This window comes from Trichocoleus desertorum AS-A10 (assembly GCF_039962155.1).
GTDB lineage: Bacteria > Cyanobacteriota > Cyanobacteriia > FACHB-46 > FACHB-46 > Trichocoleus.
On sequence record NZ_JAMPKN010000008.1, the window covers coordinates 36,634 to 50,744 of the forward strand.

The window sequence follows — 14,111 nt, forward strand, 5'->3', positions numbered from 1 at the left end:
CCACCCAAAAACCCGAAGAAGTTTTGGATTTCAAGAACTTCTGAGTTTTTGACTAGACCTTAAGACGGTTGACTAAACGAAGCCGAGCACACGGTTGTTTACAGAGTAGCGTGTTCTAGACCTGATATCTTAACTAACTCGAAGTCATATCCACTACTTTGTCACCTTGGGCTGGCGAACTGGTTAGAAGCAGCCGTTTCAGTCAGCCCTTAAGTGAAATAAGCTGCTATTCAACACATTTTGAAATAAATGAACTATAATCAGAGATCCAAGCATGGGGCTGCACTGGTTTCGACGTGATGGCGAAAGCTGCTTCGTGATGCAGGTCGAGAGTGAGTCACCTCTCGCAAATCAATGGCTCAAAACAAGTACATGCGAACAACATCGTACCCTTTGCTCGTAAAGCAGCTGCTGTTGCCTAAAAACCTCTCATAGGTTCGAGCGTCTGTAGTTTGACTCCGTTAAGGATTACAGACAAACCCCCAACGGATGCGTTAGCTAGTTACCTCTGGTTGACTGGTTAGCAAAGACTTTACCAGAGCATCCCATTGTCCGGGATAAAGGACAGTTCCCGCTTCGAGGATTAGAGAAGCTAAACCTGTGAACGAGCGGGGGGTCAATACCCGTTGCGGACAGCGGTTCGATTCCGCTCAGCTCCACTTCTAATTTTAGTAACCTCACCCATGCTTTAACTGGGTGAGGTTTTTTATTTAGGTTGAATCAGTTAGGCGCTAGGCGTTTAGGTCAAAGAGCCAGCGCTGCTTAACGACAGCAACAGTTTCAAACAGGTCTACCACAACCAACTAAAAGATAGGTAGTGGCTAAGGTAGTCACCAGTAGAACAGTCATTGAAATCATAATCTTCGAAGCACCCTGTAATAGTTCACAGTCAACGACGACTCAATTTCATCTAGCCTAGTCAGATAGCTCAAGTTCGCTCTGCAATCAGGCGCAAAAACCAGCAGATTTTGGTTCAAACAGCCTCAATCTCTTATCAGGACCGACAAGAGTGAAGCGATCGCTGAACCTAGGTTAAATCATGTGGCGATGGTATGGCATGAACGAGCAACAGGAAACAAAATTTGACTCAGGCTGAAACACAGGGAACTTTAATCTGGGCCAAGCTATAGCAGCTTGACTTTGGCGTGAAGTTTAGCTGAACTCTAAGGGCATATTGTACAGCTTTATCACCGTATAAATACATAAGAAAAAGAATTTTTCTCATGCTCGATCGCGAAGCAAGCTAGGAAAGTAACTTGATACTATTAGCCATCCTTAAGTCAAGTTTTGCTGTATAAACTAATACCTAAGAATCGGAGATTGCTTTTTAGAAACTTTACATCTCCTCCGTAATTGAGCGATCGCTGCTTGGTTCTCTATGTAAGCACTGAATTTATGGAGGGGACAGCAACGATGCAAGTGCAAGCTCTCGAATGCCCCAAGTGCAGCAAGAAGGCAGTAGTTCAGCGCACCAGCGATCTTTATCTGTGCTTATCTTGCGACTTCAAGCGCGATTTATCCAAGTCAGCGCTTTCTAGGTCAGACAACGATCTGTCTCTGATGTTGATGACGCTGCTGACGGCGCTCTTAATTGCACTGATCATTATTTAAGTAAGCGTAAGTAAGGGGCGATCGCTCTTCGCATCAACCTGGAGACCGTGCCAAGATAATGGCAGTTTTGCGGGCTAGAGGATAGATGAAAGGGCTGAGTAAGGTTTCATCCTGGGTAGCGATCGCCTCACTAGCTGGGGGAGTGCTGGCTTGTCGTGCTAATACGACCCCAAACGTCAGTCCTTCCACAGTTGGTCCTAAAGTATCTGAGCTGACTCTCAATGCTACGCCTGTACCAGGAACAACAAAACTAGTAGCGGCTGAGAATAGCGGTTTGCCCATCCAGCCCATTCCAGTTGATCGTCGGCTGCGGAATCCTTGGCCGTCAGAGTGGGAGCAGGAATTCCAGCAGCGAGCCAAACAAGCCATTGCTTTTTATCAAGGGAAGAAGTATGGCAACAATAAAGGCGAAAACGAGAAGCGGTCTTACCCTTACGCCATGTTCGATTTTTTGGCGGGAAATCGAGACCCAGCGATCGCCTTTTTACAAAGCGAAGACAAGCAAGCCAAAGATAACCAGCACACGGCAGGCATTGACTATTACTATTCCTTCACGCTGAAAGGCCAGATGCGGAAATATTTTCTGTTTGGCCAATTTCTTGAGCCTGCTTACAAACAGCGAATGTTTGAGGGTGCTAAGAACTGGACCAAGCAAGACCCAAATCGTCGCCCCCACCCGATTTATGGCAAAGGCGATGACAGCAAGCAGGGCTGGGGTCCAGAGGTGCGAGGCAGTTGGGTAGATAACCGCAACACTGACAATCTCCGAGCCATGCGCGAAATCTCAGTGTACTTAATGGCCGAAGAGACAGGAAATGAAGCGGTACGCCGCTTATACAAGCAGAAGCTGCATCGCTATGTGGCGACGCTCTACCACATTGGCATGGGAGAGTGGGATTCAGAAAACTATCACGGCCACACATTGGCAGCGTACCTGAATCTCTATGATTTTGCCAAAGATCCGGAAGTCAAACAATTGGCCAAGGCAGCTTTAGATTGGCTCTCGGCTACTGGAGCTGTGAAGTACTACCACGGCGGATTTGGTGGACCCAGCAAGCGAGATTATGGCAAAGGAAATGTGGTGTTTGGCTCTAGTGCGGCTAGGCTGCTCTGGCTGTACTTCGGAGATGCTACTCTCCCTAATCCTGAGCCAGAGCGAGACTCAATTCATGTAATCACCAGCGCTTACCGTCCCCCTGAGGCGGTGGTGAATCTAGCCCGGAAGCAGTTTGCCAAATCGACAGAATTGCTGATCACGCATCCTACTTACGAAAATTGGAAACCTGGTCGATCTGACCAACCTGCTTATTGGGAAACCACTTTCTTCGGCCAAACCTATCAACTAGGAAGCGTGGTGTCTTCCTTTAAGGATGGTGATGTGGGGCCGTTTAAGTTGATGGCGCAGAACTCTCAACGCGGCGTGGATTATTTTGTAGCCAATACCGATGGCGATCGCGTGCAGCCTGGCAAGAATCGGGGCGACCAAATCGGGCAATACCGCAATCTGATGATTTGGTTGCGTCCTGCTTCAGATACACCGTTTTTCTTTCAAGTGCCCAAATCTGCCAAAGCAGAGGTTGAAGATGGCGTTTGGTTTTTCCAATTTGAAAATACCTGGCTAGCCGTTTCTCCGATTAATCTTCAGCCTTATGAAGAAGTGGCGATCGCGAACAAAAAAACCGCTGAGCTTTATCGGCAAGAACGCACGCTGAAGTCTGTACCAGGCGATAGTGCTTATACAGGCTTCACCTTAGAAGTCGGGGAACCTGCAACTCACGGTCGTTACCAACAATTTAAGCAAGCCGTCAAAAATAAGAGCCAATTGAATTTGAGCCGTTTGCCCCAAGGAACGGTCCAGTTGCGAGGGGTCACTGGAGAAACTCTAGAGCTAAGGCACAATCCCCAAAATGAGTTACCAACCGTAGTCCGTAATGGTGCGGTTTACAACTGGGAGCAGCACTTTGATCTCTACAAACCGACAGAAGGGAACGGTCCGATTTCTCTAGGTTGGAAACAAGGTAGGCTACGAGTGGTAGCGGGTAATTCCACCTTTGAAACCCAGGTTGAGGCAGCGGACACCCTAGAGGTTGCACCATAGGTTGAATAAGAGTCGTTGGAGAGAGGGAAACAGATTGCAGACGCAGGAGTATCAAGCTCAGGTAGAGCAGGTAATGCAAACGTTGAGAAATGATTTGCCGACTTTGTTTGAGCGAGACATTTCCTACGGCATTTACACTCAAAACATCTTGTTCCAAGACCCCGTGAATCGGTTTAAGGGTAAGTTCAACTACCGCATCATTTTTTGGACCTTACGATTTCACGGTCAGCTCTTTTTTACCAAACTGTTTTTTGATTTACACGACGTATCTCACCCTGCTCCTGATGTGGTGCTAGCCACCTGGACAGTACGGGGTAAATTGCGAGTACCCTGGAACGCCAGTATTTTCTTCAATGGTTACTCAACCTATAAGCTCACGCCCGAAGGGTTGATCTACGAGCACATCGATACTTGGGACCGTAAACCGAGCGAGATTTTGCGGCAGTTCCTTCCTGAAAAGAGTTTGTCTGAGAACAGCGATCGCAGCCCTTAGGAACCCATCACATCAAGCGATCGCCCTAAATTTCTATCTTTAAGCCAATATCTGAATATATGTTCATCTGTTAAAGTAGCTTAGAACTAGTAAAGGTAAATTCTATGACTGCTGTGTCCCAAATGAAGTGTGCCTGCGATTCCTGCCTGTGTATTGTTTCTCCCAACGAGCAAGCAGTGCAAAAAGATGGCAAATACTATTGCAGTGATGCTTGTGCAAGTGGGCACTCTAATGGAGAAGGTTGTGGTCATACAGGTTGCGATTGCAACTAGGACTCAAACTCAAGCAATTCCTACAAAAAGAACCCGCTGGTGCCAAGACTAGCGGGTTTTTTCATGAATATGCGATCGCCTCCCTTAAAGAGGGCTACACCTTAGCGCCAACTTAGAGGCTAGACAGTACATCTCGTGATGCTTCCAAGGTGCGATCGATATCAGCATCGGTGTGCGCCAAAGAAGTAAAGCCTGCTTCAAATTGCGAAGGTGCTAAGTAAACGCCCCGCTCTAGCATGCCGCGATGGAAACGGCTGAACTTGGTGAGGTCGCACTTTTTGGCGTCTTCGTAGTTGTGAACTGGGCCTTCGGTAAAGAAGAAGCCGAACATACCGCTGATGCTGCCACCACAAGCTGCATGACCTGTTTCTTGAGCGATTTGCAGCAGACCTTCAACCAGCTTTTTAGTCACGCGATCAAGATGCTCGTAACTGCCAGGTTGCCGCAGCAGTTCCAGAGTTTTGATGCCAGCGGTCATCGCCAAGGGGTTACCAGAAAGGGTGCCAGCTTGGTACATCGGGCCAGAAGGCGCAACCATCGCCATAATGTCGCGACGACCGCCATAAGCCCCTACAGGCAGACCACCACCAATCACTTTACCCATCGTGGTCAGGTCGGGAGTGATGCCGAATTTTTGCTGAGCGCCGCCGTAGGAAATCCGGAAGCCAGTCATGACCTCATCGAACACGAGCAAGGCACCATGCTCTTGAGTAATCTCGCGCAAGCCAGCTAAGAAGCCCGCATCGGGAGGAATGAAACCCGCATTGCCGACGACAGGTTCTAGAATGACGCCAGCGATTTGGTCAGGATTCTCGGCGAATAGGGCTTTGACGGCATCAAGGTCGTTGTAGGGAGCCGTCAATGTGTTGGCAGTGGTGGACTTAGGAACCCCCGGAGAGTCAGGTAAGCCCAAAGTGGCAACGCCTGAACCTGCCTTGACTAGGAACATATCAGCATGGCCGTGGTAGCAGCCTTCGAACTTGACGATTTTCTCCCGTCCAGTGAAAGCTCGCATCAAGCGCAACACGGACATGCAAGCTTCTGTACCAGAGTTGACGAAGCGCACCATCTCCACGCTGGGAACGGCATCAATTACCATTTCAGCCAGAATGTTTTCGAGCGCGGAGGGAGCACCAAAGCTAGTGCCTTTCTCTAGGACTTCGTGCAGGGCTTTGTTCACTTCTGGATGGGAATGCCCACAAATGGCTGGCCCCCAACTGCCTACATAGTCAGTGTATTGGTTGCCATCTACGTCCCAAGCGTAGGCTCCTTGGACGCGATCGAAAACGATGGGCTGACCACCCACAGATTTGAAGGCACGCACTGGAGAGCTAACGCCCCCTGGCATTAGTTTTTGAGCAGCTGCGAAAATTTCTTCTGACTTAGTGGTTTTAAGTGTCGTGACAACCAAGGTTCTCTCCTGATGTTTCTCTTAACTTTAAAGTCTGACCTAAACTAAAACTGGAGTTTTCACGGGCGTAGAGCTAGAGAGTTGAAAGCTGCCCCTCCAACCCAAAGACTTTGTACTGGTTCAATATCCACCGCTGGACAGGCGTGAACTGTGCGGCCAGAAGCTATGCTAGTCAATTATCTCACTTCTAGGAGCCGCATGACTTCCTTCGCTACGAATCAGGAAGTGCATGCCAAGTTGAAGAGTGCTATAAATTTGCCTGCCAAATGATTGAGAGACTTTGAGTTACTCAAGATTTTCTGTAATGATCGCCCAACATTTTGCTGGAACTAGAAGTTCGGTCGCGATCGCGCGATGATATCTTAGACGGGTGAACGTTGCGCCAACCTCCGCTGAGATTTCTGAAGTTATGTCTGCTCCTGAATCAACTGCCTTTCGTCAAGCTATCCCTGTAGACCAAATTCACTACAACGAGCAGGGACTGGTGCCCGCCATTGTGCAAGATTACCTCGATGGCACGGTATTGATGATGGCATGGATGAATCAGGAGTCCTTGCAAAAAACAATGGAAACAGGCGAAACCTGGTTTTGGAGCCGTTCGCGATCTGAGTTTTGGCATAAAGGAGAAACCTCTGGCCACACCCAAAAGGTGCGATCGCTGCGCTATGACTGCGACAGTGATGCCCTCTTGGTCAGCGTGGAGCAAATTGGCGATATTGCTTGCCACACCGGAGAGCGCAGTTGCTTCCATCAAGTGGATGGCGGCATCACTCCTCCACCCGCCGACACGCTCTCTCAAGTGTTTGGTGTGATTAGCGATCGCCGCGACAACCCCAGCCCCGACTCCTACACCTGCAAGCTCTTGGCAGGGGGTGACAACAAAATCCTCAAGAAAATTGGTGAAGAATCGGCAGAAGTGGTGATGGCCTTTAAGGATGACGACGCCGAAGCGATCGCCGGAGAAATAGCCGACCTGTTCTATCACACGCTAGTTGCTCTAGCCCATCACAAAGTAGACATCAAAGCCGTATACCGCAAACTGCAAGAACGCCGCCGCTAAGCAACAGACGTGCTAGGGGCAAAGCATTCAGCAATTAAGTTGAAAGCTAGATAGTAGATTCCGGCTGAATGCTTTGCCCAGTGCAAGTTGCTGAGCAATTAGGTGTCTAGGTTCAAATTCTAGGGTTTGGCATTTGCAGTGCAAGCTAACAGGCTTGTGTCCTCATCAGGGCCGAATGCTAAATCTCTACATGCTTGCCGGGACATTCAAGAAATATTCAGATAAGAGTTGAGAAGTGTTTCAGCGCTAAATTATCTAGGTTGAGACATTAGGCGTTGCAAAGACTGCAAAATTACCAAAGCGATCGCAATGCTCAAGGCCAAGCCTAGCCAGAAGTTGTGAGCCACAAACTTTGATTGATCCAGTGCCCATCCCCCTAGGGGGGGGCCGATAAAATAGCCGATCGCCCAGCATTGCGAATTAATTGAGAGATACACACCGCGTAGAGATTCTGGAGCCAGATCTACTACCAGCGAAGAAGCCGCAGGCGTGTAAGCGACATTGGCGATCGCCAAAACTGCCAAACTCAACCCAGCCCAGAACCATTGGCCATTAGCTGCGGCACCTGTAGCCCACACCAACACAAAGCCGACCGCCCAAATCAGAGCCGAGATCATCAGAGCATGGGGGCGGCTAAAGCGATTCAGCCAACGAGCGGCAGGGAGTTGACACAACACAGATAAGACTAAGTGGGCTGTAAACAAAGCGCTGATTTCCTTAGGAGCAAACCCCTGTCCAGAATTACCCACTGAGACAAAGTTGCTAAAGTACAGCGGCATCGTGCTCTGGATTTGGGAGACATAGGTGGTGAACAGAATATTCACCAACGCATAGACCAGCAAAGCGCGATCGCGTAGAGCTACACCCCAGCCTTTTAGCCACTGCTGAGGCTCTTTTTTGGGTTTAACGGTTTCAGCGATCGCCACATAAACCACACCCAAGAAGACCACAAAGGAAATGCCATCCAGGATAAATAACGTGCGATAAGCACCCGTAGCACTAATCAAAACTCCTCCCAGTACCACACCCAAACCTAAACCCAAGCTATCGGCCAACCGAGTCAAGGCGTAAGCTTCATTACGTTGGTCTGGAGTGGTTAGATCGGCCACAACCGCTTCAGTGGCAGGCCAGTACAGGCCTAAGCCTAGCCCCATCAACAAGTTGCCAGCAACAAAGATGGGGAAGTTGGTCGTTGCAGCCAAGACAAAAGAAGCGATCGCTGAAACCAGCGCCGACAGCAGCAAGGTTCGTCGCCTGCCGAACTGCGGAGAGTCACTCAAGGAGCCACTTGCAAGTCGCCCTAAAACACCAGAAATGGAGGCGCTACCTAAACCCAAACCAACAGCTGCTGCCGACAAATGCACCTGATTGACGAAAAAAATGGGAGCGTAAAATAGGGTAAAACCGCTGCCCACTTGAGAGAGCAATCGACCGAAGACCAGAATCCAAACTTGGGCGTTGAACTGGGGCAGCCAAGGAAATCGCGAATTGATGGGACTCTCTCCTGCTAATTAAATCTAAGTCAAGCCAATCTCAGCGATCGCAAAAGCACCATCAGCCATCGAGCGATCGCAGGTCGTTGCTCACTACTTCTTGCAATATTGCAGCTTCATCCCAGCTTAGAATCTCCCCTTTTAAGGACATCTGTTGGCCAGATTTAGGCCACTTCCGAATGGTTTGAGCGATCGCAGCCTTCCAATCATGATTCTTCCTGAAGAGGAAGCGATTTCCAGCAAGCTCCCCTTAAACTTTTCATGGAGTGACCGGAGCGTAAAGAAGCTGTGACGCAATTTCTATTTGTAACCGACCTGGACAACACTCTAGTAGGAGATGCCGCCGCCCTCCAAGTGTTGAACCAAAAGCTAGCCCAACATCGCCAAGAGCATGGCACCAAAATTGTTTATAGTACCGGGCGATCGCTGTCGTCGTACCAGGAACTCAAAGCCGCACAGCAATTGCTAGAGCCAGATGCCCTCGTCGTGGCAGTGGGCACCGAAATTTACTACAACGGCGTTGATGCTCCAGATGCGACTTGGTCAGACAAGCTCTCGCACCACTGGGATCGAGAGATGGTGGTAGCAACGGGAGCGCATTTTGCGGATCTAGTACCTCAACCCGATCCAGAACAGCGTCCTTTTAAGGTCAGTTATTTCTTGACGGAAGAAGCCGCTGTTGAAGTTTTGCCACAAATCGAAGCGTTATTAAAACAGCGCGGTTTGGAAGTAAAGCTGATTTATAGCAGTGGCAAAGACTTTGATATTTTGCCTCGCCAAGCAGACAAAGGCATGGCAATGGCATTTTTGCGGCAAACCTGGGGAATTGACTCTGCCCAAACTGTGGTGTGTGGCGATTCTGGCAATGATTGTGCTTTGTTCTCAGTGGAGAAGGAGCGGGGAATTATTGTCGGCAATGCCCAACCGGAAATGTTGGCGTGGCACGAAGCCAATCCATTCGAGCACCACTACTTAGCCAAAGCTCACTGTGCGGGCGGTATTCTGGAAGGTCTGAACTACTTCGGCTTTCTCTAAACTTTTGCTAAACGATGATTGGTTATCTCAAGGGCACCGTCGCCAGCATCCAAAAAAATCCCAGCAATCGGGTCACCCTCACCCTAGATGTCAACCAGGTGGGCTACGACATCCAAGTTGTCCCCCGCTTAATTCAACAATTACCTGACTTAGGAGAACCTGTCCAAATCTTCACGCATTTACAAGTGCGAGAAGACCAAATGATTTTGTTTGGCTTTGGCACCGCCGCTGAGCGGGATTTGTTTCGCCAACTGGTCAGCGTCAGCGGCATTGGCCCACAACTCGCCGTAGCGCTTCTAGACAAAATGGGGCTGCAAGACTTAGTGCAGGCGATCGTTTCTGGCAACACGAAAGCTTTGGCCCGTACCCCTGGTGTGGGAGCCAAAACCGCAGAACGGATTGCCCTAGAACTCAAAACCAAGCTGGCCGAGTGGCGGCAACATACAGGCTTGTCCAGCTTGCCCTCGGCTGGCCCCACCCCTGAAATTCAAGAAGATGTAGAAATGACGCTACTGGCTCTGGGCTACACCAGTGACGAGATTATGCAAGCGCTGCAAGCCGTAGGGCAAAATACTAGCTTGGCAAAAAATTCTGAACCCGATGCCTGGATTCGGGAAGCGATCGCCTGGTTGAGCCAATAGCTTAGATTTGCATAGGGCTGATTGTTGGTATTTGAAGGGTGCTAGAGGTAACAATCATGTTTGTCTCATTGGTTTTTATTTCACTAGCACTTTCAATTTTTACTTTTATTGCCAAAGGCTATGAGTATCGTATTTCTATATTATTGGGAGCTACACTTTGGGCAGTCTTGCTAACCTTTGCTACTGAGTTTCTAAGTATCTTCGATCTAATAACATTTAATTATGTTCTAGCTTCTTGGATATTAACTACGGTTGCATTAGTTGGCTGGTTCTTTAAATGTAAAAGACTTGGGTCTGGGACTTTGGCGAATGAGGTTAACCTTAACACTAATCAGGGAAATTCATTCTCTCTATTTTCAATTGCTCTGATAGGTGGGATTGCTTTCATCATCATTACTATCGGCTTAACTGCCTTAGCCGCTCCGCCCAACAATTGGGATTCCATGACCTATCACATGGCCCGCGCCGTACACTGGCAACAAAACCATAGTGTTGCTCATTATCCAACTCATATCCTACGACAGCTCTATCAAAGCCCTTGGGCAGAGTTTGTTATTTTACACTTTCAAATTTTGAGTAATAGCGATCGCCTCGCTAATTTGGTGCAGTGGTTCAGCATGATTGGCTCTGCTTTTGGGACATCCCTGCTTGCTAAAAATCTAGGAGCTAATTTTCGCCACCAGCTTTTTACTGCTGCTATGTCTGTAAGTATACCCATGGGTATATTACAGGGCTCTAGTACTCAAAATGACTATGTAGCTGCTTTTTGGTTAGTGTGTTTTACTAACTTTGTTCTTCTAGTGATCAGACGTGAGATGCGTAAGGTCAGCCTAGTTGCTGCTGCTGGTTGCCTAGGGCTTGCTATCCTAACTAAAGGAACAGCCTATATCTATGGATTTCCCTTTCTCATTTGGCTATTAATTTCTGAATTAAGGTTTTCTCGTCAGGCATTCCTTAGATCTATAATCACTACGACCTTAATAATCATCTTAATAAACCTTGGTCATTATTTACGCAACTTCGATTTATTTGGTCTTCCTATTACAACTTACTCTCACAAATTAACCAATGACACCTTTACTATTCAAACCCTATTGTCAAATACTATTAGAAATGTTGCCTTACATATTTATACTCCTCTAGATTCATTCAACAATGCAGCAGAAAATATAATCCGTGTCGTACACAAAAGCTTGAATCTAGATATTAGTGACCCTAAAACAACTTGGCCCGGAGCGAAATTCTCCATACCAAGACTCCAAACCTATGAAGATACAGCTGGCAATCCAATTCATCTTTTTCTTTCAACGCTGACAATCTCTGTCTGCTTTAGCAATAAAAAAATAAAGCAAAAAAAATACATCTCACCTTATCTTACATCTCTTGTAATTTCATTTCTTCTATTTTGTTTTCTATTAAAGTGGCAGCCCTGGAATAGCAGACTTCACCTACCCGTATTTGTCTTATTCTCTCCTTTGATTGGAATATTCTTCGAGGCTATCAAAATTCAAAAGGTTAAAGGCTATCTTGTTTTCATCATTCTGTATATATCGCTTGCTTGGGTATTCCATAACGAATCTCGTCCTATTCTCGGCAATCAAAACATCTTTAACACTAATGTTATTGAGCAATATTTTACCAATAGACATGATCTGCAAGAGTCCTATGTAGAGGTTGCTAACCAAATGAGGGTTGAGCAGTGTTCAAAGATTGGCTTAGTCCTTCGGGAAGATGCTTGGGAGTATCCTCTATGGGTACTGCTTCAACAAAATATTTCCGCACTTCATATTGAGCATGTTGATGTTAAGAATGTTTCAAACCAAAGGGCTAGCGTAAAGCGCTATGAAACGTTCAGCCCCTGTGCAATCATCTCCGTGGGATATTCAGGACCAGATCGAATTTCTTATAAGGGGGTAGCTTTTTTCAAGCAGTGGGTATCAGCCAATTCTTTAGAATCGGTTGGGGTTTTCTTCAGGGCAGCCCCTCAGGTAAAACCTTCTAAAGTTCGAGCAGTTGAGCTTAGCCAGTAGAAAACCACTCTTCTGGTCGCTGTCTGTGCTCCTGGAGACTGATGTGGTTGCTGAGTGAAAAAATTCACAATTGGTAATAAAGCTCTCAGCAATTGCAATTTCCGTTTTCTAAAGGATAGCTATGGTAAGCCCTATTGAGTTCAGCTTATTTGCTCCCCGTGTCGAGAAAGTGGCACTCATCGGATCGTTCTTAGACTGGCAGGAGACGCCGATGACCAAGGGAGAAGATGGCTACTATCGGGCCTCTGTAGACTTAGAAGACGGAGTTTATCAATACAAATTTCGGGTGCTGTCCAAGACTGAGTACTTGCACGGCCAGTGGCTCGACGTGAATGATCCTTACGTTACCGAAATCGACCTCAACACTCAAAATGGCGTGATGCGCGTCAAAGATGGGGAAAAGGTCAGCACCTTTTACGAATGGCAGCACGATGACAAGCCTCTCCCTGCCAATGAAGAACTTGTCATTTATGAGATGCACATTGCAGATTTCGTTGGTGAAATTGAAGGGGTCACGTTGGGGCAATATTTTCTTGCCGCGATCGCCAAACTAGACTACCTCGTAGAACTGGGCATCAATGCAATCGAACTCATGCCCGTGACAGAGTACACCGGAAATTACCGTTGGGGCTACTTGGTGCGTTACTTCTTCGCCCCTGAATCCAGCTACGGTAATCCAGAAGACTTGAAAAAATTTATTGATGAGTGCCATGCGCGCGGCATTCGGGTCTTGATCGATGGCATCTATAACCACTCAGACGGGGAAAGCCCGCTCCTCAAGATCGATCGCGACTACTGGTACTACCACGACATGCATTATCCAGATGACCCAGACAACTTCTGGGGACCAGAGTTTAACTACGATGGCTACGATGAAACCCTGGACATCAAACCAGCCTGGAAGTTTATTGGCGATGTCGTGCGATATTGGGTGCAGGAGTACCACATTGACGGCATTCGCTACGATGCGATTCGCCAGTTGGGGAACTACGACTTTTTGTTCTGGCTAACCCAGGAAGCCACGAAAGCCGCAGGCAACAAACCTTTTTACAATATTGCTGAGCATATTCCAGAGGCCATTTGCGTCACAGAGCCGGATGGCCCCTTTGAAGGCTGCTGGCACGAAAGCTTCCGCATCTTCGCGATCGAGCATATTTGCAGCGACAGGTTCGATTTAGCCAAGCTCAAAGAAGCCTTAGATGGTAAGTTTCAAGGTTTTGCGGGTGCCACTTCTGTCGTGAATTATCTTGCCAGCCACGATCGCGAACGCACTCTAACTGAGTTGGGCGATCGCGGCATTTTTGACCAAGCAGCTTTCCAACGGGCCAAGTTAGGTGCAGTCTTACTGATGACCGCAATGGGTCTGCCGATGATTTGGATGGGCGATGAGTTTGGTGAGTATAAACGTAAAACCGAAACGACCACTCAGCCGAACAAGTTGCAATGGCATTTATTAGAACAAGACTTTAACCAAGACTTACTCAAGTACTATCAAAAGCTCATTGCTCTACGGAAAAAGATTCCGGCGCTACAAACTAGAAATGTTAATTTCTTCTACGAACATATCGAGAATCAAATATTAGCTTACGTGCGCTGGAATGATATGGGTTCCAGAGTTGTAGTGGTGGCTAATTTTTCTGACCAATCGTTCCCAGAATATCAAATTCCTAATTTTCCAGAAGATGGCAATTGGTATGAATGGTTGGGCGATCGCCAATACCAAGCAGAAAATGCTTGCCTCACTACGGAACTAAAAGATTTTGCAGCGAAAGTATTTATCTACCAGCCTTAAAAGCTGCTTTAATTCGCCTATTTCCTGAAACCAACCACGCCTATTGCTTGTAGGGGCACTTCTTGTAGGTGCCCGGTTTGTTCTCATGCCTCAATTTCCATCAGATTGCGATCGCCCCCATCCTAAAGACATAAATCAAAGTAAAGCAGACCTGTGATTGTCCTTACCCTAGCGG

The 14,111-nt window shown here is 47.6% G+C and carries 12 protein-coding genes and 1 other RNA gene; 11 read left to right on the plus strand and 2 right to left on the minus strand.

Annotated elements, in window-relative coordinates; translation table 11 throughout:
* Positions 1 to 276: 276 nt before the first annotated feature.
* The 6 genes from ssrA (at position 277) to NDA01_RS13050 (ending at position 4,590) form a co-directional block, all read left to right on the plus strand.
* Positions 277 to 662, plus strand: a transfer-messenger RNA (tmRNA) gene (ssrA, locus tag NDA01_RS13025).
* Between the two features lie 751 nt (positions 663 to 1,413).
* Positions 1,414 to 1,611: a hypothetical protein gene (locus NDA01_RS13030; protein WP_348228272.1), complete on the plus strand. Its 198-nt coding sequence runs from the start codon at positions 1,414 to 1,416 to the stop codon at positions 1,609 to 1,611.
* 85 nt (positions 1,612 to 1,696) lie between these two features.
* A complete protein-coding gene (locus tag NDA01_RS13035) occupies positions 1,697 to 3,709 on the plus strand; it encodes a hypothetical protein (RefSeq protein ID WP_348228273.1) in 2,013 nt (670 codons plus the stop codon).
* A gap of 34 nt (positions 3,710 to 3,743) precedes the next feature.
* Positions 3,744 to 4,202 (plus strand): C6orf136 family protein, encoded by a 459-nt coding sequence (locus NDA01_RS13040; protein ID WP_431193397.1) that lies wholly within the window; start codon positions 3,744 to 3,746, stop codon positions 4,200 to 4,202.
* A gap of 122 nt (positions 4,203 to 4,324) precedes the next feature.
* Complete coding sequence (locus NDA01_RS13045; RefSeq protein WP_313930136.1) at positions 4,325 to 4,474, plus strand: metallothionein; 150 nt, start codon at positions 4,325 to 4,327, stop codon at positions 4,472 to 4,474.
* Entirely contained in the window at positions 4,459 to 4,590 is a 132-nt protein-coding gene (locus NDA01_RS13050) for a hypothetical protein (protein ID WP_348228274.1), read from the plus strand. Before NDA01_RS13045 ends, NDA01_RS13050 begins: the two co-directional genes overlap by 16 nt.
* Here the strand turns inward: NDA01_RS13050 and hemL are convergent.
* On the minus strand, positions 4,587 to 5,885 hold the full coding sequence (gene hemL / locus NDA01_RS13055; protein ID WP_348228275.1) for a glutamate-1-semialdehyde 2,1-aminomutase: 1,299 nt from the start codon (positions 5,883 to 5,885) through the stop codon (positions 4,587 to 4,589). The two genes, NDA01_RS13050 and hemL, sit on opposite strands and share 4 nt — an antisense overlap.
* Before the next feature lie 409 nt (positions 5,886 to 6,294).
* On the opposite strand from hemL, the gene hisIE reads away from it, so the two are divergent.
* The gene (gene hisIE, locus NDA01_RS13060) at positions 6,295 to 6,945 is read left to right on the plus strand and encodes a bifunctional phosphoribosyl-AMP cyclohydrolase/phosphoribosyl-ATP diphosphatase HisIE (RefSeq protein WP_348228276.1); all 651 of its coding nucleotides are present in this window, start codon (positions 6,295 to 6,297) and stop codon (positions 6,943 to 6,945) included.
* A 251-nt stretch (positions 6,946 to 7,196) separates the two neighbouring features.
* On the opposite strand, the gene NDA01_RS13065 is transcribed toward hisIE, so the two are convergent.
* Complete coding sequence (locus NDA01_RS13065; protein ID WP_348228382.1) at positions 7,197 to 8,438, minus strand: MFS transporter; 1,242 nt, start codon at positions 8,436 to 8,438, stop codon at positions 7,197 to 7,199.
* A gap of 288 nt (positions 8,439 to 8,726) precedes the next feature.
* Here NDA01_RS13065 and NDA01_RS13070 point away from each other — a divergent pair, with 288 nt between their 5' ends.
* The 4 genes from NDA01_RS13070 (at position 8,727) to NDA01_RS13085 (ending at position 13,936) form a co-directional block, all read left to right on the plus strand.
* On the plus strand, positions 8,727 to 9,473 hold the full coding sequence (locus NDA01_RS13070) for a sucrose-phosphate phosphatase (protein ID WP_348228277.1): 747 nt from the start codon (positions 8,727 to 8,729) through the stop codon (positions 9,471 to 9,473).
* 14 nt (positions 9,474 to 9,487) lie between these two features.
* On the plus strand, positions 9,488 to 10,114 hold the full coding sequence (gene ruvA / locus NDA01_RS13075; RefSeq protein WP_190434833.1) for a Holliday junction branch migration protein RuvA: 627 nt from the start codon (positions 9,488 to 9,490) through the stop codon (positions 10,112 to 10,114).
* A gap of 56 nt (positions 10,115 to 10,170) precedes the next feature.
* On the plus strand, positions 10,171 to 12,144 hold the full coding sequence (locus NDA01_RS13080) for a hypothetical protein (protein WP_348228278.1): 1,974 nt from the start codon (positions 10,171 to 10,173) through the stop codon (positions 12,142 to 12,144).
* A 121-nt stretch (positions 12,145 to 12,265) separates the two neighbouring features.
* Positions 12,266 to 13,936 (plus strand): alpha-amylase family glycosyl hydrolase, encoded by a 1,671-nt coding sequence (locus NDA01_RS13085; protein WP_348228279.1) that lies wholly within the window; start codon positions 12,266 to 12,268, stop codon positions 13,934 to 13,936.
* Positions 13,937 to 14,111 lie beyond the last annotated feature (175 nt).